Genomic DNA, 18,415 nt, shown 5'->3' with positions numbered 1-18,415 from the left:
CTTAGTTGGCGGCACCACTTTCGGTACCTTGCTGACCAGACCCCTGCTTGCCCAGAAGCCCCTCTGCTACGCGCCACAGTCCTGCAGCATTGGAAGCCTTCACCAGGACAACGTCGCCTGGCTTGAGTTCCCGATCCACCGCATTGATGGCTGCGTCGGCAGAGTCGACAGTCAAGGTAGTTATACCCTGTTGCTCGGCGGAAGTGGCCAAGGCGTGGCTGTTGACATCTACACCAACTACCACGAGGCGATCGACCCGCATCTTTACCAGCTCAGCAGCGAGCGCTTCATGCTCTGCAATAGCGTTCTCCCCCAGCTCACCCATCTGGCCCAACACAGCCCAGCTGGAGACACCAGTGCGCCCGTGTGCGGTGTACGACAGTGCAGCGATGCCGGCCTTCATGGAGTCCGGGTTCGCATTGTATGAGTCATTAATAATGGTCACGCCATCCGCGCGGGTTTGCACGTCCATGCGGTTCGCGGATGCCGTGCGGTGGTTAGACAGAGCCTTTGCGACGTCCATCGCCTTCAGGCCGGCTTCCAACCCCACTGCGGCTGCTGCCAACGCATTAGAAACTTGGTGTTCGCCGAATACCTGCAGCTTGACGGGGTAAGAAACGGGATCGCCCTTAATCCGCATGGTGAAGCTCGCGCGTGCGACTTCATCAAGCCGGATATTTGTGGCGTAGAGGTCCGCGCGAGTTTTCACCGAGGTAAAGACCACCCGGGCCTTGGTACGGGAAGCCATATTTCGGACGAAATCATCATCGGCGTTGAGCACGGCTAGGCCGTCGGCTGGCAAGGATTCGACCAGCTCGCCCTTGGCTTGCGCAATGTTTTCACGACTGCCGAATTCACCCAGGTGGGCGGTGCCCACGTTAAGTACCACACCGATGCGCGGCGGGGCGATCTGCGCCAGATGCGCGATGTGTCCAATACCGCGGGCAGACATCTCTGCCACTAAAAACTTCGTGTCTTCCGAGCACCGGAGCGCTGTGTAGGGGTGTCCGATCTCGTTGTTGAAGGAACCCGGAGGTGCGACCGTCGTGCCTGCAGAACTGAGCACGGTAGCCATGAGATCCTTGGTCGAGGTCTTGCCTGCGGAGCCGGTTACCCCGACGACGGTCAGCCCGTGCTCGTCCACGCAGCGATCGATGACATAGCGAGCCAAGTCGCCCATTCCAGCAAGCACAGCGGCCATGTCATTGGCCTTCTCCCCTGCCATGGCGAAAGCATCCGCATTGGATGCGGGAACATCCGTCTTTGGCACGATGACCGCTGGGGCGTCTACCTCGCGCGCAGCGAGCACAGCAACAGCTCCCGCTTCCATTGCAGCCGCGGCGAAATCATGGCCATCTACGCGTTGGCCGGGGAGCGCTACAAACAAGGATCCTGGCGTGAGCTTGCGCGAATCGAATTCCACGCTGGAGGTGATGTGTGCGTTCGGGTCGGCGCCACCGGCAAGGATGCCACCGGTGGCTTCAGCGATCTGGGCAAGGCTCAAGGTGATCATGCGTCTGCTCCGCTCCGCTTGGCACGCGCATGCAAGGCGTTGCGCACGTGCTCACGATCATCGAATGGGTGGTTGATGTTTCCGACGAGTTGGCCATTTTCATGACCCTTACCTGCAACAATAATGGCATCTCCGGTTTGCGCCCATTCGACAGCCGCAATAATGGCTTCGGCCCGATCGCCGATCTCCTTGATCACGGGGCTGTGTTCAGCAGTCTCGGCAGCGCCGTAGGCTCCCTCGAGCACGGCGTTACGGATGAGCGCCGGATCCTCAGAACGAGGGTTATCGTCGGTGATGATCACAAAATCTGCCAATGCCACCGCGGCGCCACCCATCAGGGGACGCTTGGTCGCATCACGGTCGCCACCAGCGCCAAGGACAACGCCAAGGCGACCCGAGGTTTGCGCTTTTACGCTCTCCAGCACGGCAACTACAGCCGCTGGCTTATGTGCGTAGTCAACCACGGCCAGGAAGTCTTGGCCTTCGTCGATGCGCTCCATTCGACCGGGAACGCCGACCCCAGCGATTCCGTGAATAAAAGCAGTCATGTCGCTGCCTACTGCAGATGCCATCGAAACAGCCAACGCGGCATTGGCAACATTGAACTGACCTGGCAGGGCCAACTCGATGTGGTGGGAGTGGCCGTCGATAGTCAAGCTGAATTCTTGCATTCCGGCCAAGGTGGTGGAAACTTCGCCCACCTGCACATCCGCCGCGGCGCCACTGGCGCTCACCGTGAGGCACTGCTGACCAGCGACAGAGGACATCGTTCGACCCCACTCATCATCAACCATGATTACTGCCTTCTCCGCACGCAGCGGAGAATCAGCGCGGAAGAAGCCAGCCTTGGCCTCGAAATACTCCTCCATCGTGTTGTGGAAGTCCAGGTGATCTTGAGAGAGGTTGGTGAAGCCGCCCACTGCGAAGCGGGTACCGGCAATGCGCCCCAGGGAAATGGCGTGACTGGAAACTTCCATGACCACGTGGGTGCAGCCTTCGGCGAGCATCATGGCAAACAGCTCTTGGAGCTTAGGGGCCTCCGGGGTGGTGAGCTTGGTGGGGACAGCCACGCCGTCAATGCGGGTACCTGTGGTGCCGATCAAGCCGACCTTGTGTCCCTCCGCCATCAGGCCTGCCTCCAGAAGGTAGGTCGTGGTGGTCTTGCCGGAGGTTCCAGTAACGCCCAGGATGGTGAGTTGGTGGGAAGGGTTGCCATAAATTGCAGCGCTCACGACACCCAAGATTGCACGGATATCCTCGACCTCGATAACCGGGCGACTGTCGCCCTTATCGTGCAGGATCTTGTGACCGGCAGCATCGGTGAGGATGGCAGCGGCTGGGGTCCCCTCCGCGTATTCAGCGCCATGCGCATGCAATCCTGGCAACGCGGCAAACAAAGAGCCTTCGCGCAGCTCGGCGGAATTGAGAGTGATGTGGTCAAAGCTCTGCTCGGCAGCAGCCTCGCCACACAAACGTCCCTGACTGAGCGAAACCAACTCGTTAATTGTGATGGACATAGCCCTTGATCCCTTCAATAATTTATTAGTTAGCTTGCAAAATCAGTTGGCCTTCGCTCGGCGTGGACAGTGGAACGTTGTCGCGGTTGAGCAGCCAGGAAGCGATATCGTGGAAAAGTGGCGCAGCTGTCTGGCCGCCATCGCCGTGGACGCCCCGTTCAGGCTCGTCCAGCATGATGCCGATAACAAAGCGCGGATCATCAGCCGGAGCGATACCGGCAAAAGTAATCCAGTACTTGCTGTTGGAGTAGGCCTGGGTTGTTGGGTCCACCTTCTGCGCGGTTCCGGTCTTTCCCGAAATCTGATATCCCTCGATGGCCGCGCCAGCACCCGTGCCCTGTTGGACACCCGTCGGGTCCTTTTGCACTACAGAACGGAACATGTCGGTAACCACGCGCGCGGTCTCTTCGCTCACCACGCGGGTCTTGGCCGGTGCAGGCTGTTGCTGGGTAGTGCCATCTGGATTCGTAATGTTCTTGATGATGCGAGGCTCGATGCGCTCGCCACCATTGGCCAGCGTCTGGTAAATGCTCGACATCTGAAGCAAGGTCATGGACATGCCCTGACCGATCGGCAAGTTGGCAAACGTACCACCCGACCACTGAGATCGAGCCGGCAGCAATCCCTCGGATTCACTCGGGAGCTCGACGCCCGTCGTGCGTCCTAGCCCAAACTTGTCGAGGTACTCGGCAAACCTATCTTCGCCAACCCGTTCGGCCAGCATCAAGGTGCCTACGTTCGAAGACTTACCAAAGATTCCGGTGGTGGTGTACTGCACGTCGCCGTGGTCCCACGCGTCACGAACCGTCACTCCGGACATATGAATGGAGCCTGGAACGGTGAGGACCTCATCGGGCGTCGTCAAGCCATGCTCAATCGCCGCAGCCGCGGTGATGATCTTGGCCACCGAACCCGGCTCAAACGGGTGCGTCACGGCAGGATTGTCAAAGTTCTTGCCTTTTTCCACCTGCTTCGCGATATCCCCGGTCGGATCAATAGTGTCCGAGTTCGCCATGGCAAGGATCTCGCCAGTCTTGGCGTCGAGCACAACAGCGGAAGCTTCCTTCGCCTTGGAGTTGATCTTCGCCTGTTCCACCTGCTGCTGCACATAGGTCTGCAGATCCAGATCAAGCGTGAGCTCCACCTTTGAGCCGTCAGCTGCCGGGATCTGATCGCGCGCGGTACCCGGGATTGCCTGACCGTCATTCGAAAAATCCTGTGTCAGGCGGCCATCGACACCCGCAAGCAGCGCGTCTGAGCTCGCCTCCAGACCAAACTGGCCCTCACCATCCATCGAAATCTTGCCGATGACGTTTTCCGCAATCGCACCGTTCGGGTACTGACGAATGTCCTGGTGATCAGCTGCGACGCCTTGGAACTGCTGCGCAATCTGCGCGGCTACGTCCGGATCGACGTTGCGCACGAGGACCTCGTAATGAGTTTCTGCGCGCAGCTTGTTCTTGATGTCGTCGGAGTTTACCTTCGAGGCGGAAGCCCCGGACTCGCTAATGATCCGCGGGATTTCCGTGGCCATGCGATCGATTTCTTCCGTGAGCTTTTGCTCAAGCACCGAATCGCGCTGATCCTGCGGGATACCGGACCACTGGCCCTCGGTGGCCAGCGTTTGCTTCGCCCGTTCCTTGATTTCCCCGCGCAGACGTTGCGGCGACACCGTCAGCGAACGAGCCTGCATCGTGTATGCAAGAAGATTTCCTTCGTGATCGGTGATCGCGCCACGGCGCGCCGGATCGACATACACGTGCGTGCGCTGTGCCTCCGCTTTCGCCTGAAACTCTGGGCCCCACACGATCTGGACCCAGCCCAGGCGCGCTACCAGCACCGCAGCCATCGCGATGGCGACGCCACGCGCGACCTTCATTCGCCGCTGAGTCGGCGGATTCTCTGAATTGTTGCCGGGCCGAAACGAGGCGCCCCATGCTTTGCGACGCCCCTGGCCCTCATCACCTAGCTCGGCAGCTTTACGACGCGCCTCAGCATCAATCCGATCTGAAGACAGGTCACGAGACGAATAGCCCCTCCCCGACGGGGAGGTGCGACGCGTGTTAGACCGGCCGTTGCGGGGCGGGGTCATTGAGCTCCTTGCTCCATCCCTTCAACGTGAGCGCCACGTGCACGAGGCGCGTACGGTGCCACAGCTGGCACAGAAGAGTTGTTCTGCGGGATAGGTTGAATATTGTCGGTTACGTCCTTGATTTCATTGGGGTTCGTGGAAGCCTGTTCCGGGCGAATCGGCGCCCCATTGACATCAATAATAGGCCGTACGGCAGCGGGATCACTGGGACGCTGCTCCGTAATGGCACCATCTTTTTCAACCACAAGGATGCCTGGCAGGTCTGCCACAACCATTCCCTTATCAGCAGCAACTCGGGCCACTTCCGCCGCAGCCTTGGCCTGTTCAACATCGCGGTTGAGCGTTTCCAGCTGGTTATCCAGCTGCTGCTCCTGCGCATTGAGCTTTTGAAGTTCAAATGCCTGCTCAGTCGACTTGCCTGACAGGACCATGGCGGTAGCGATAGTGATGAAGAGCAGAACCAGCACGCCAATAGCCAAGTTCACCCGGTGTGGGTTCGGCTTTTGAGTGACAACGCGACGACCGCGAACGGACACCACCTGCTGGGATCCCAGCTTGCGCTGGAAGCGACGGGTGCGGTCCGGTTGCACCTCGTGGGGAACCGTGCGACGCTCCGGACGCAGCGTACGCTGAGTCCGGTCGGGACGATCCAGCAACGCCGTGGTGTTTGCAGTGCGCTTTGATGCCTGTGGCGGGGTGATGATGCTCATTAGTTAACTCCTCCATCAGGTAGAGCGATACGTTCAGCGGCCCGCACCCGCACGGGTGCAGATCGTGGGTTTTCGGCAATTTCAGCTTCGGTGGCTGTTTCTGCCCCTCGCGTAACGAGGGAGAATTGTGGTGCGGTCCCCGGCAAATCCATGGGCAAGCCTGGAGGAGTCTTCGAGGTGGTGAGGTCTGCCAGCGCCTTCTTCACGATCTTGTCCTCCAACGACTGGTAGCTCATGAACACCACTCGCCCATTTACTGCGAGCCGATCGCAAATCATCGGGATGACATTTTTTAGCGCGTCCAACTCCCCATTGACTTCCACGCGCAGCGCCTGGAACGTCCGCTTCGCGGGATGTCCACCGGTACGACGGGTAGCAGCAGGGATGGTGGCGTAGAGCAGCTCAACGAGCCGCGCCGAGGTCGTAAACGGCTCTTTCTCCCGCTCCCGGAGCACTGCGGACGCAATTTTGCCCGCGAATCGCTCGTCTCCATAGAACTTCAGGACGTGGGCCAACTCGCCGTGCGAGTAAGTATTGAGGACATCTGCGGCGGTGATGCCCTTGGTTGGGTCCATGCGCATGTCCAGAGGCGCATCAACCTTGTAGGCAAAACCGCGTTCCGGCTGGTCAAGTTGCATAGAAGAGACCCCGAGGTCAAACAACGCGCCCGCGATACCAAACTCGCGAGCGCGCTCTACAACGCTGCCCTGCCCCTCATCGACAGCTTCCGCAAGACCGTCGAATCGTGTTTGCACAGGCTGAAACCTGTCCCCGAACGGCCGCAGACGCTCGCGCGCATTTTCCAGCGCGATAGGGTCACGATCAATTCCGATGACGCTTACCTGCGGGAAGACCTGAAGGAAATACTCAGTGTGCCCACCAGCACCGAGGGTGCCATCGACGATCACTGCATTCTCGCCGAGCTTTTCGACGCCGGGCCGTAACAACTCTGCCATGCGATCGCGCATCACTGGGACGTGCCCGTGATTTTCTGTCATGCCGTTCATGTGATCGTCTCACCTCCTCGTTTCTACTGATGTTGTCCTGATACGTATAGGGCCCCACTCGGAGGGATCGATCTGATGTCGGGGAAGTACACCAGAGCGTTCACGCCCCCGAGCAGAGTCCTTACACGTACCGTTTTGCCGAAATCTTCCTAAAGCAGTCCGCCCAGGATCTCGCCCTCTGCACTGGAGAAAGAATCCTCGGTTTCAGCCTGGTAGGTGGCCCATGCTTGCGAATCCCAGATCTCAAGGAAGTCAACTGAACCGATCACTACGCATTCCTTAGTCAGGCCTGCATAGTTGCGATGAGGTCCTGACAGGGTGATGCGCCCTTGCGCATCCGGACGTTGTTCGTCCGCACTCGCCGCCAAGTTACGGATAAACGCGCGAGCTTCTGGAATGGTTCGGGACACTTGAGCCGCTTTCCTTGCTCGTGCCTCAAACTCCGCCTTTGGGTAGATCGCCAAACTGTGATCTTGCCCTTTGGTTACCATCAGCCCACCAGCCAGTTCCTCGCGAAACTTTGCTGGCAACGTCAGCCGCCCCTTGTCGTCCAGCTTCGGGGTGTAGGTGCCTAGGAACATTCCCGGACCTACCTTCCTTAGCTTGCTTGGATCGGGAGTCGTATTTCCTTGCGGTCTCTGCGATCTTCTGCCACTTGAAACCGTTTCCAGCCCAAACGACACATATCCCAACTACCGACACCCACAATACCCCACTTTGCCCCACCCACAACCCCCAACACCCCACCACTTTCCAACAACCCACCATACGCGCAGGTGAAACGATTTTATTCCCTAGAAACTAATTTTGTAACTATATGGCAACATTTTCACATTAGTCACACTGGCAACATTAGTACCGATTTTAACGTAAGTGAATTGGCCACCCTTCAACATTTCACCTAGTTGACCTGCACAAGTACAGAAAAGTGGAGCATTCTCCCGTCCACGTGGGGGAAAGTGGGGAAAGTGGGGAGTTTGCCCTATTTCCGACCTTGCCCAGCCAGCTACTCCACCGAAGTCAACGAGTCCTCAACTCAGGCACCCTCGAGATGGCAGGAGCAGGGCCCGCCAAGAAACAAAAAGAGGCGCCCCATGCTGAAAAGCATGGGGCGCCTCTTTGATGAAACTAGAACTGGCCGTCTTCGAAACGACTGCGGAAGCGTTCGTCCATTCGCCCTGCGAAACCGCCATTGGTTCCCAGGCTGTTTCGCTTTGGCCCTCGATCCACACGCGCCACATGAGATGAATCACCGGATCGCAACATCCAAATGCCGGACCCGAGCATGACCAGGAATCCAAATACGCTGAGAGCCACAAACCACATCGAGGTCTGGCTGAGCGCAATTCCACCGATCAACAACACTAGGCCCAGCACAAAGAGAGCGATCGCTTGCAGGGAGAAAACGACGCGGGATTCACTGGTGGCGCTAGCCACAGATGCACCAAATTTTGGATCGTCAGCCAAAAGCGACTGCTCAATCTCCCGCAGTGCACGCAATTCTTGCTCAGAGAGCGACACTGTTTCCTCCGATCGACTACTGGACAATGTAGATAGGCGTGATGGCCTTTCATAGTCTTTAACGCCCACAATATCGCGAAAGTTCCCCATAGTCGAAAATCAGTGTCTTCCGCGGTTAAGCGGCCATCGGAGAATCCTGTCCGCCAGTTTCCACTTCATCCAGAAAATGCTCGACGAGTTCGATAAGTTCAGTGACGGTTTCGCTGTCCACAGCAGAATCCAAGCCAGTAATGAGCCGAGAACGAATGGTGGAATATGGGGCGAAGCTCGCCGACCATGCTTTCCCCTCTGGCCCCGCCAAAGCCAGCTGACCCCAAGCACCCGTTGGCTTTCTGCGACGCTTCGCGACGGGAGTTCCAGCGACGTAGGCACCCGCAGTCCGCAAGGCTGCTTGGTAAGCGAACTCGAGGGCGTCTGCAAGCTCGCCCTGGCTGTAGCTTAGGACTGCATCTCGAAGCAGAATAGAAGCCCTACTAATGAAGCTGGCACGCTTGCCCTGCCCGCCAGAAATCGACCTGGTAGTTGCGGATACTACGGTTGCCATTTCCCTAACCTCGCTTCGATTCGTTTTCTTCTACAAGCACACCCTAAGGCGCATATCAGACACCTCAATTCCCAATTAGAACATTCGTTCTAATTTATTGACATAATTACTGCTCAACCCCTATTCTACCAACTCACCAATGCCTTTTTAGCGCATATTTCTAGCAATCATGATTCGATAGACGTGTGCCCGTTACTATCCGTCGACTGCAGCGCGCAGAGTTCGTCTACCATGCCCCCGCACTGGTAGACCTCTATATGAACGCCATGGGATACGAGCCGACGCTCCGAGAATCCTGGATCAGTTCCTGGCGCCGCACCGCTACCAGCGCTGGATTCGTCGCAACGGTCGCCTACGATGAAGATGGCATCCTGGGCATCGCTCACGGCCACTCGGGCGCGCCCATGCATTGGTGGCACCTGCAGGTCCAAAAGGGTTTGATCAACACCGGCACCTATGAAGTGCATCGACGAAAACTCGCCAGCTATTTCGAACTATCGGAGATCCACGTTCGCCCCGGCTTCCAAGGTCACGGGCTTGGCGCCAAACTCCTGAAAGATGTCTTGAGCGGCACACATCACCCTTTTGCGCTGCTGTCCACCCCGGAAGTCGACAACGAAGCCAACGGCGCATTCGGACTGTACAGAAAGTACGGTTTCGAGGATGTCCTACGTGACTTCACATTCAGTGGCGATCAGAGAGCGTTCGCCATTCTCAGCGCGCCCCTTCCCCTCAAGACACAAAGCTAGGACCACTGCGGAGCCATACCAAGGTTATGCAGCACTTGGTGGGTTGCCTTAGCAAAATTCATGGTCATGAAATGCAGGTCAGGGGCACCTTCGGCGATGAGTCGCTCGGCCAATTCCGTCGAAATGCGAATGCCTTCCTCGCGCACAGCAGCGTCACCACTCAGTGCTGCTCGCTCGAGTCGCTCCCCCACTTCGGGGTTCATCGTAGCCCCAGACAGCTCAATCTGTCGTTGGACCGAGCGCAGAGAGGTGATCGGCATGATGCCCGGAATGATCGGCTTCGCGCCAGCAACCGGATCCGCGGCAGCCAGCCGATCGCGCAACCGGAGGAAGTGCTCGACATCAAAGAACACCTGAGTGATGGCATACTCTGCGCCGGCGCGCAGCTTTGCCAAGGTGTAAGCGGTGTCCAATTCCAAGGATTCGGCGCGGTGATGCCCTTCTGGGAAGGCCGCGATGCCAAGGTCAAAGTCCCTGGAGTGATCGGTGGCGCGAACGAGCTCGATAAGTTCGCTGGTGTACTCCAACCCGTCTGGCGCCTTCATCCACTCACCGAGGGGATCGCCGGGCGGATCGCCACGCAACGCGAGCAGGTTGGTCAGCCCTGCGGACGCGTAATCCTCCAGGATGGACACGAGCTCGGCGTGGGAGTGCTCGACCAGGGTCAAATGGACGAGTGTGTTCAGTGGCAGTTCAGTGAGACGCTGGGCGATGCGAAAGGTACGCTCGCGGGTAGATCCTCCTGCACCGTATGTCACTGAGCCAAAAGCAGCCCCTAAGTCTTTGAAGGTTGTGGCTGCATTCCAAAGGCGTTGTTCGGCGGCGTCATCACGCGGGGGCATGAACTCGACAGAAAACATCACGTCTGTGGAATTAGACAAGAGGGATGAGATCGGTATCTGTCGTGTTTGAGCCATGGATAGGTATCTTATTGTTTAATGGGGTTTCGCGTGGAGAGTTTCCCCAGCTTCCATCGAAAACTTTTCCCAAATTCTTTTCTATTTGTTGAGGACTGTGTTGTGACTGTCTCAGATGCTGAGAAACTGACGCTTTCGGAATTCCCTGCTGCAGTCAGCAGCTGCCTCGAGGAGTTCTTTAATTCCAAGCGTGACATGGTGATGGAGATCGATCCCATCGTCTCTCAGGCAGTTACGCTTCTAGAGGACATGGTTCTCGGCGGAGGCAAGCGCATGCGCCCTATGTTCGCCTGGACCGGCTACTGGGGCGCCAAGGGGCACGAGGCCGAGAACCCCAATGCTGTGTTGCGAGCAGTCTCAGCGCTGGAGTTCATCCAGGCGTGCGCTCTGATTCATGATGACATCATCGATGCCTCCGACACCCGCCGTGGCTCCCCCACGGTGCACCGCCGTGTGGAAGCTCTCCATGGCACCAACGATTGGAAGGGCGATGCTGCCGACTTTGGCACCGGCGTCGCCATCCTCATCGGCGATCTCGCGCTGTCATGGGCTGAGGAAATGCTGCAAACTTCCGGGCTCTCCTGCGAGGCTCTGGCGCGAGTGCGCGAACCCTGGAGCGCAATGAAGACCGAAGTCATCGCTGGCCAAATCCTCGATATCTCAGTCGAAAGCTCGGGCAACGAAGACCCTGACATTGCGGAAAAGGTCAACCGGTTCAAGACCGCCGCGTACACCATCGAGCGCCCGCTCCACATCGGTGCCGCGCTTGCCGACGCCCCAGCCCCGCTTATCGACGCCTACCGCGCCTTCGGCCACGACATCGGCATCGCATTCCAACTTCGCGACGACCTCCTCGGTGTCTTCGGAGACCCTTCCGTCACCGGCAAGCCAGCAGGCGACGACCTGCGCGAAGGCAAGCGCACCGTCTTGTTCGCCGAAGCCCTCAAGGCTGCTGATGCCACCGACCCTGCTCAGGCTGCCGCCTTGCGCGCCGGAATCGGTGCCACCGCGGATCCGAAGGAGCTCGCGGAACTAGCAGGCATTATTCGCGAGTTGGGGGCGGAAGATGTCGTCGAAAAGCGCATTGCAGAGCTCACTACCTCCGGGCTCGCGCACTTGGACGCGGCCGACATGCCGGACAAGCTGCGTACCTCGCTCCATGAGCTAGCTATTCGGGCAACGAAGCGCGCGGTCTAAGGTGACCTCCCTTTCTCGCCTCCGCTGGTTGGGCGTTGGTTTCTCGCTGTGCATCGCGCTTGCATCGTTTGGCGCAGGTGCCGTCCGCAACCGCGGCGGCGTTCTGGAGGAGCTGGGCTTATCCTTCTTTTCTTATGGCCATGGCGCCGGAATCTGCAACGCCCTGTTGTGGCTGGGTATGTTCGGCTTCATCGGCACTTGGGCCCTGTTGGGGCGCGCGCTCCGCACCACGCCGCTGGAGATGCGGGAGCTGCATGTGCTGATGATGTGGTGGCTCGCGCCGTTGCTGATTGCCGCCCCGATTCTGTCTCGCGACGTCTACTCCTACCTCATGCAGGGCGCGATGCTTCGCGACGGCTTCGACCCCTATACCCAAGGCGCCGCCGTCAACCCCGGCCCGATGCTGCTCGAAGTCAGCCATGACTGGCGCAACACAACTACGCCCTACGGCCCACTCCACTTATGGATTGGCGAGATCATCACAGGTCTGGTCGGCGACAATGTGACGCTAGGAGTGCTGCTCTACAAGCTGGTGTCCATCTGTGGCTTTGTATTGATCGCATGGTCGGTGCCACAGATTGCTCGTGAGCTCGGTGGCAGTGATCGCTGGGCATATTGGCTGGGTGTGATGAACCCGGTGATGGTATTCCACCTGATTGGTGGCATGCATAACGAATCTCTCATGGTCGGGCTGGTGGGCATCGGTGTTCTCGCGGCGCTGCGAGGACGCTTCATCACCGCAGTCGTGTGCATCGCGGTCTCCGTCTCCCTCAAAGCCACCGCAGTCATTGCGCTGCCCTTCGTGGTGTGGATGGCCATGCGTGCGCTAGCCGAACGTTGGGGGGCCACGACCTGGCCGAAGAAGTTCGGGGCGTTTGTTGCCTCTGGTGCGTGGATGACCGTCTTGACGGTAGCCGTGGTCGGCGCTGTCACCTGGGTCTCCGGGGCGTCGTGGGGCTGGATTTCCCAGATTTCCGGCAATTCGAAAGTGATCAACCCGCTGGCGCTGCCATCACTCATTGCCAGCTTGCTCACCCCAGTGGGTGAAGTCATTAACGAGGACCTGAAGTACAACACGATCCTCGCGGTAACCCGTCCACTTTCCCAAGTTTTGATGCTGCTCGGATTAGTTGCGGCATGGTGGTTGTTTCGGCAGGATCGGACGCGCGCGGTCATGGGAATCGTCGCAGCGTACGCCGTCGCAGTAGTTTTTAACGCAGTCACCCTGCCGTGGTACTACACCAGTTTGCTCAATCTGGTGGGCACCTTCCCTGCCAAGGAAAAGCTGCACCGCGTGGTCACCATGCTGTCTATTGTGATTGCCGCGTCTTTTTCCGGCAGCGGCAATCACATGTTGTACAACTTAGGCTGGATGACGATCGTGCTTGTCTTCGCCTGGGTGCTCACCGGCTGGGTCTTCCGCGCGGACGATGCCAAAGCGAAAAACTAGAAGCCCATGGACTGCGCGCGTCGCATGACCTCGCGCGCAAGATGGCCGTGGAGTGCGTCTACCGGACGCCCAGGCAAGGAGTCATCTTCTGTGAAGAGATACTCCATGATCTCTTCGTCGGTGTAGCCACCATCTGCAAGTAGTGCGATGACACCGGGAACAAACTTCACCAGCGTCCCGTCTTTTGCCAGGAACTGCTCGGGCACGTACTTCACACCATCGCGAGTGACTGCGATGATCTGGTGGTCGCGCAGCAGGTGCATGACCTTGGTGACTACGACCCCCATGCGTTCAGCGAAATCTGGGATCGTCAGGAGTGGTTCGTCTGCGGAAAGTACGTCTTGGGCGGAAGGAATAGAGCTCACAGAAAGGCAGTTTACCCGGGTCGCTATGCAAACTCAGGTTTTGGTGCGCCATACTGGTCTGCATGAGCTCTGTACAGGTAGGCGACATCGTTGACGATCGCTATCGCTTGGACGCGCAGATCGCCAAGGGAGGCATGTCCACGGTTTTCCGTGGCGAAGACCTTCGGCTGGGGCGCGCCGTTGCGGTAAAAGTCATGGACGACCGCTACCTTGACGACGCCATCTTCCGCAGCCGCTTCGTCCGCGAAGCCAAGTCCATGGCGCTGCTCAGCCATCCCAACATCGTGGACGTGTACGACTTCAACTCCACTGGTGCCCATGTTTACCTGGTGATGGAACTTATTTCTGGTGGTACCCTCCGCGAACTTCTCGCCGAGCGAGGCCCGATGCCACCCCACGCAGCGACCCAGGTCATGCGAGGCCTGCTCACTGGACTATCGGTGGCTCATCAGCAAGGTCTCGTCCACCGCGATATCAAGCCGGATAACGTCCTGATCAGCCAAGATCACCGCGTGAAGCTCACTGACTTTGGGCTAGTGCGCGCTGTCGCGCAGTCTGATCGCACCTCAGATCAGATCGTCGGCACCGTCTCCTACCTCTCTCCAGAACAGGTCGGCGGTGAGACCATCGGCCCCGAGTCTGACGTGTACTCGGCCGGTATCCTCCTTTTCGAGCTCCTCACCGGCACCACCCCTTTCACCGGCGACACTCAACTCGCCCATGCCATGCAGCGACTCACCAACGATGTTCCGGCCCCCAGCTCCCGCATCGAGGGCGTGCCAGCGCTTTTCGACGAGCTGGTTGCCGCTGCCACTCATCGCGACCCAGACGAACGCTTTCCTACGGCAGCGCAGTTCCTTGCTGCCCTTGAGGACGTCGCCACCGAATTGGCACTGCCATCCTTCAAAGTCCCGGTACCTCGCAATACCGCGGTCGCTCGTGCCACTGAGGTGGTTACTCCGCGTCCGGCACCGGCAGTGCCACAATCGACCAGTATCCTGCCTCCCTATGAGCCTCCTGCGCCACCGGTGGCATCAGCTCCGGAAACGGCAGCATTCCCGGTGCTCCCACCCACGCCCGAGGCACCTGCGGCACCAATCGTCCCTCGGACGGAGCAGTACCTTCCCGAGGTTAGGCCACCGCAAGAGGTGGAGGTTGCCTTCGAAGAACCAAAACCGGTGAGCAATCGCTCACCGATCAAGCTGTTGGCGTGGCTGATGGTCGTCGTCATGCTCATCGCTGCAGTCGCCGTGGGCGGTTGGTGGTTCGGATCCGGACGCTATGGTGAAATCCCACAGATTCTGGGCCTGGATAAGGACACCGCGGTAGCCAAAGTTGTTGAAGCTGGGTTCGCGCCCGTGGTGAGTGAAATCTATTCGGACGATGTGCCGGTGGGACAGGCGGTGGGTACTGAACCCCCTTTTGGTCAACGAGTACCGCGCTCTGACGAAGTCGCGGTACTCGTCTCCAAGGGCCAGCCGACTGTTCCTGCGGTTCCCCTGAACGGTGATATTGCCGCGTTTCGGCACTCGCTAGAAGAGCGAACCCTCAGCCTTGCTTTCGGAGAAGATGCCTATTCTGACACCATTCCCGTCGGCGGCATCGCTGCGGTGTCACCGGCTGCTGGAGTGACGGTTCATACGGGGTCCACGGTAACGGCGCAGATCAGCAAGGGCCCGGCCCCGGTCGAGGTCCCGGACGTCACTGGCAAAGATCAGGCAACCGCAACTTCGCTCCTTAGCGCAGCAGGCCTGAGCGTTCGCTCGGTCACCGAAGCTTTTTCTTCCCAGCATCCCAAGGGTGCTGTCATCTCCACCACACCAGGAGCAGGCTCCAAGCTGTCCCGTGGCTCCGAAGTAGAGCTAAAGGTATCCAATGCCTTGGAAGTGCCCGACGTGGAGGGACTGAGCCTGGAGGAAGCCACTACGGAGCTGACAGGACTGGGATTCGTCGTGGTGACCGAAGAAACTAACGACGCCCGCGAAGTGCCGCACGAGGTTGTTGGTATGAGTAAGAAAGAGGGCGACTTGGTTAACCCCGAAGCAGCACAAATAACACTTAAGATAGCGGGTCGGGTTAAGGTAACTTCCGTGACAGGACTGAGTGTTGAAGAGGCGACGCAGAAACTGCAAGATCAAGGCCTCAATGTAGCGGTGCGCCGAGCTGGCGACCATGTACTTATTCAATCCCCGCGGGCCGGAGCAAAAGTGGCCCCAGGCGACACGATCGAGCTGACGGCGATCTAGTGAAAAACATTCCACGCAGATTCGACGCCCCTTGGCCCGTACCGCTTGCGGTGCTCGGTCTCCTCGCAGTATTCGTCAGCCTCGCGATCACCAGATTCCGCGGCTACCCCATCGATTACAAAACCCCCATCGATTTAGAGGTTTATGTCCAGGGCGGTCTGCTCGCCCTCCACGGCACCGACCTGTATGCCAACGGCGTTCCGGCCGGTGGCATCACCCTCCCCTTCACCTACCCACCGTTCGCGGCTTTGGTGTTCGCCACCTTCTCGTGGCTGCCCTTCCCGCTCATCGTTATCGGCTATTACCTCGCTGGTATCGGCTGCGCCGTGTTGATCGCGCGCTGGTTGAAGGTGAACCCCCTGCTGATGCTTGTCCTCCTGATGTGCACCCAGCCAGGATTCGCCTCGTTCAGCTTTGGACAGGTCAATCTGTTTCTGATGACGTTGATCCTGGCCGATGCCGTCGATAAGCGGCCGTCTTGGCTCCCACGCGGTGCGTTGATCGGCATCGCCGCCGCGATCAAGGTGACCCCGGCGATCTTCCTCCTGTGGTTCCTAGTGCGTCGCGACACCCGAGGTTTCTTGGGAGTCCTCGGCGGCGGCGCAGCTGTAACGCTGCTCGCTGCTGCCATCAAGCCCCACGACACCTGGACCTACTTCACTTCCGCCCTACTCGATTCCAGCCGAGTGGGTGGCATCGATTACATCCACAACGCTTCCCTGACCGGTGTGCTCGCACGCCTGGGAATGGAATCAATGGCCAAGCCCGCTATCGTCTTGGCGCTGCTCTTCGGCGCATGGGTGGCTTACCGAGTAGCTAAGCAAGGCGACGACCTCCTGGCGCTGTGCGTTGTCGCTGCGATCGGCCTGCTGGTCAGCCCGATCAGCTGGACGCACCACTTCACCTGGCTACCGGTTCTGCTGATCGTTGGCATTCGCGCCGGCATGCCACGCGCTTTTGGGTGGTGGATCGTCTTGGCCACCACCCTGGGGCTCCTGGTCACGAGCGCGGGATCGTGGATCGCAGCGGTAGGTGTTGCCCAGTACTCGCTCGTCTTGCTGGCAGTGTTCATCTATTTCGCTCGCGCTGAGAGCACAGCGAAGGAGACCACGCCTGCCTCGGCATGAGTGTGACGCGACTCTAACGAACTGACAATGCCCGGCACCTTAACTGGTGCCGGGCATTGTCGTGGTTCGTGCTAGCTGCGCTGGTTTCGCAGCATCTCAGCCACGAGGAAGGACAGTTCCAACGACTGCTGCGTGTTCAGACGTGGGTCGCAGGCCGATTCGTAGCGACCTGGCAGGTCCACGTCGGTGATGTCCTCGGCGCCGCCGAGACATTCAGTGACATTTTCGCCAGTGAGCTCGATGTGGATACCGCCCGGGTGGGTACCCAGCGCGCGGTGAACCTCGAAGAAGCCCTGAACTTCATCAATCACCTTGTCAAAGTGACGGGTCTTGTAGCCGTTGGACGACGTGTAAGTGTTGCCGTGCATCGGATCCGACTGCCAGATGACCTTGTGGCCGGTTTCCTCGACAGCCTGGATGATCCCTGGAAGCACGGTGCGGACCTTGTCATGTCCCATGCGCGCCACCATCGTCACGCGCCCCGGCTCGTTGTTCGGATCCAGCTTTTCCACGTAAGCAACGGCTTCTTCTGGAGTAATCGTTGGACCGATCTTGATGCCCACTGGATTAGCGATCATCGCAGCAAAATTCACGTGGAAGTCTTCGATGCCGCGGGTGCGCTCACCGATCCAGAGCTGGTGCGCCGACACATCCCAGATCTCCTCCTGGCTCTCGTCCAGTCGAAGCATGGCCCGCTCGTAGTCCACCAACAGCGCCTCGTGGGAGGCGAAAATATCAGCGGCACGCAGGCCTGGATCGTCAACGCCACAAGCGTCCATGAAGCGCAGTCCAGCTTCGATTTCGCGTGCGAGTGCTTCGTAGCGAGCACCGGCTGGCGAGTTCTGCACGAATTCGCGGTTCCACTCATGCAGACTGCGCAGGTCAGCGGTGCCGGAGCTAGTCAGGGCTCGAACGAGGTTCATCGCTGCCGAGGCGTTCGCGTAGGCGCGAATCATGCGGGCTGGGTCATGCCGACGCGCCTCCGGCGTGGCCTCGACACCGTTGACGATGTCGCCACGGTAGTTCGGCAAGCCGTTGGCATCAAGGTCGGACGAACGTGGCTTGGCGTACTGACCGGCGATACGAGCCATCTTCACCACCGGTGTGGACGCACCATAGGTGAGGACCACAGCCATCTGCAGCAGCGTCTTGATATTCGCTTTGATGTGCTGCTCTGTGTTGCTCTCGAAGGTCTCGGCGCAGTCGCCGCCTTGCAGCAGGAACGCCTTGCCGAGCGCCACGTCCGCCAGCTGCTGCTTGAGCACGCGAATTTCTTGCGGGACCACGATCGGTGGCACCGTCTCCAAAATGCGACGCACGGCAGCGGAGTGCTTTTCGTCCCAGGTTGGCTGCTGCTTGGCATCCCGGGAAATTACGTCACGCCAGCGCTCCTCCAGTCCTGGTGGCAGCGGAGGCAGGCTTGGCAATTCATGTACGGGAATATCAACTGTCCAACTCAC

At 59.0% G+C, this 18,415-nt stretch carries 16 protein-coding genes; 5 read left to right on the top strand and 11 right to left on the bottom strand.

The genetic code is table 11. The annotated features are described in order from the left end of the window. Nucleotide 1 precedes the first annotated feature (1 nt). The 8 genes from CKALI_RS04115 to CKALI_RS04080 all read right to left on the bottom strand — a co-directional run bounded on the left by CKALI_RS04115 (nucleotide 2) and on the right by CKALI_RS04080 (nucleotide 8,904). A complete protein-coding gene (locus tag CKALI_RS04115) occupies nucleotides 2-1,513 on the bottom strand; it encodes a UDP-N-acetylmuramoyl-tripeptide--D-alanyl-D-alanine ligase (protein WP_156192092.1) in 1,512 nt (503 codons plus the stop codon). Further along, nucleotides 1,510-3,030 carry a UDP-N-acetylmuramoyl-L-alanyl-D-glutamate--2,6-diaminopimelate ligase gene (locus CKALI_RS04110; protein WP_156192091.1) on the bottom strand — a complete coding sequence of 507 codons (1,521 nt, stop codon included), beginning with the start codon at nucleotides 3,028-3,030 and terminating at the stop codon, nucleotides 1,510-1,512. Before CKALI_RS04110 ends, CKALI_RS04115 begins: the two co-directional genes overlap by 4 nt. Nucleotides 3,031-3,055: 25 nt before the next feature. Then, nucleotides 3,056-4,909 carry a peptidoglycan D,D-transpeptidase FtsI family protein gene (locus tag CKALI_RS04105; protein WP_231580550.1) on the bottom strand — a complete coding sequence of 618 codons (1,854 nt, stop codon included), beginning with the start codon at nucleotides 4,907-4,909 and terminating at the stop codon, nucleotides 3,056-3,058. Between the two features lie 209 nt (nucleotides 4,910-5,118). Next, the gene (locus tag CKALI_RS04100; RefSeq protein WP_156192089.1) at nucleotides 5,119-5,832 is read right to left on the bottom strand and encodes a hypothetical protein; all 714 of its coding nucleotides are present in this window, start codon (nucleotides 5,830-5,832) and stop codon (nucleotides 5,119-5,121) included. After that, nucleotides 5,832-6,830, bottom strand: coding sequence for a 16S rRNA (cytosine(1402)-N(4))-methyltransferase RsmH (gene rsmH, locus CKALI_RS04095; RefSeq protein WP_407643759.1), 999 nt, complete (start codon nucleotides 6,828-6,830; stop codon nucleotides 5,832-5,834). Before rsmH ends, CKALI_RS04100 begins: the two co-directional genes overlap by 1 nt. 158 nt (nucleotides 6,831-6,988) lie before the next feature. After that, entirely contained in the window at nucleotides 6,989-7,420 is a 432-nt protein-coding gene (gene mraZ / locus CKALI_RS04090; RefSeq protein ID WP_156192087.1) for a division/cell wall cluster transcriptional repressor MraZ, read from the bottom strand. Between the two features lie 547 nt (nucleotides 7,421-7,967). Then, a complete protein-coding gene (locus CKALI_RS04085; RefSeq protein ID WP_156192086.1) occupies nucleotides 7,968-8,360 on the bottom strand; it encodes a DUF3040 domain-containing protein in 393 nt (130 codons plus the stop codon). A gap of 115 nt (nucleotides 8,361-8,475) precedes the next feature. Next, nucleotides 8,476-8,904, bottom strand: coding sequence for an SAV_6107 family HEPN domain-containing protein (locus CKALI_RS04080; RefSeq protein WP_156192085.1), 429 nt, complete (start codon nucleotides 8,902-8,904; stop codon nucleotides 8,476-8,478). A gap of 185 nt (nucleotides 8,905-9,089) precedes the next feature. Between CKALI_RS04080 and CKALI_RS04075 the strand changes: the two genes are divergently transcribed. Continuing rightward, nucleotides 9,090-9,653: a GNAT family N-acetyltransferase gene (locus tag CKALI_RS04075; RefSeq protein ID WP_156192084.1), complete on the top strand. Its 564-nt coding sequence runs from the start codon at nucleotides 9,090-9,092 to the stop codon at nucleotides 9,651-9,653. Here the strand turns inward: CKALI_RS04075 and CKALI_RS04070 are convergent. Further along, nucleotides 9,650-10,570: a methylenetetrahydrofolate reductase gene (locus tag CKALI_RS04070; protein WP_156192083.1), complete on the bottom strand. Its 921-nt coding sequence runs from the start codon at nucleotides 10,568-10,570 to the stop codon at nucleotides 9,650-9,652. The genes CKALI_RS04075 and CKALI_RS04070 overlap by 4 nt on opposite strands. A 102-nt stretch (nucleotides 10,571-10,672) precedes the next feature. On the opposite strand from CKALI_RS04070, the gene CKALI_RS04065 reads away from it, so the two are divergent. Further along, a complete protein-coding gene (locus CKALI_RS04065) occupies nucleotides 10,673-11,767 on the top strand; it encodes a polyprenyl synthetase family protein (RefSeq protein ID WP_231580528.1) in 1,095 nt (364 codons plus the stop codon). Nucleotide 11,768: 1 nt separating this feature from the next. Further along, nucleotides 11,769-13,217 carry an alpha-(1->6)-mannopyranosyltransferase A gene (locus CKALI_RS04060; RefSeq protein WP_156192081.1) on the top strand — a complete coding sequence of 483 codons (1,449 nt, stop codon included), beginning with the start codon at nucleotides 11,769-11,771 and terminating at the stop codon, nucleotides 13,215-13,217. Here CKALI_RS04060 and CKALI_RS04055 read toward each other — a convergent pair. Then, nucleotides 13,214-13,582 carry an Rv2175c family DNA-binding protein gene (locus tag CKALI_RS04055; protein WP_156192080.1) on the bottom strand — a complete coding sequence of 123 codons (369 nt, stop codon included), beginning with the start codon at nucleotides 13,580-13,582 and terminating at the stop codon, nucleotides 13,214-13,216. The genes CKALI_RS04060 and CKALI_RS04055 overlap by 4 nt on opposite strands. Before the next feature lie 62 nt (nucleotides 13,583-13,644). Here CKALI_RS04055 and pknB point away from each other — a divergent pair, with 62 nt between their 5' ends. Both pknB and CKALI_RS04045 read left to right on the top strand, forming a co-directional pair. Beyond that, on the top strand, nucleotides 13,645-15,828 hold the full coding sequence (pknB, locus tag CKALI_RS04050; protein ID WP_156192079.1) for a Stk1 family PASTA domain-containing Ser/Thr kinase: 2,184 nt from the start codon (nucleotides 13,645-13,647) through the stop codon (nucleotides 15,826-15,828). Then, entirely contained in the window at nucleotides 15,828-16,955 is a 1,128-nt protein-coding gene (locus tag CKALI_RS04045; protein ID WP_197079759.1) for a glycosyltransferase 87 family protein, read from the top strand. The genes pknB and CKALI_RS04045 overlap by 1 nt, the downstream gene beginning before the upstream one ends. Nucleotides 16,956-17,026: 71 nt before the next feature. On the opposite strand, the gene CKALI_RS04040 is transcribed toward CKALI_RS04045, so the two are convergent. Next, nucleotides 17,027-18,415, bottom strand: a complete 1,389-nt coding sequence (locus CKALI_RS04040; RefSeq protein ID WP_156192077.1) for a class II 3-deoxy-7-phosphoheptulonate synthase — start codon at nucleotides 18,413-18,415, stop codon at nucleotides 17,027-17,029.

Origin of the sequence: Corynebacterium kalinowskii (assembly GCF_009734385.1) — a bacterium.
Taxonomy (GTDB): Bacteria; Actinomycetota; Actinomycetes; order Mycobacteriales; family Mycobacteriaceae; genus Corynebacterium; species Corynebacterium kalinowskii.
This window is presented reverse-complemented; position numbering and strand designations above follow the sequence as displayed.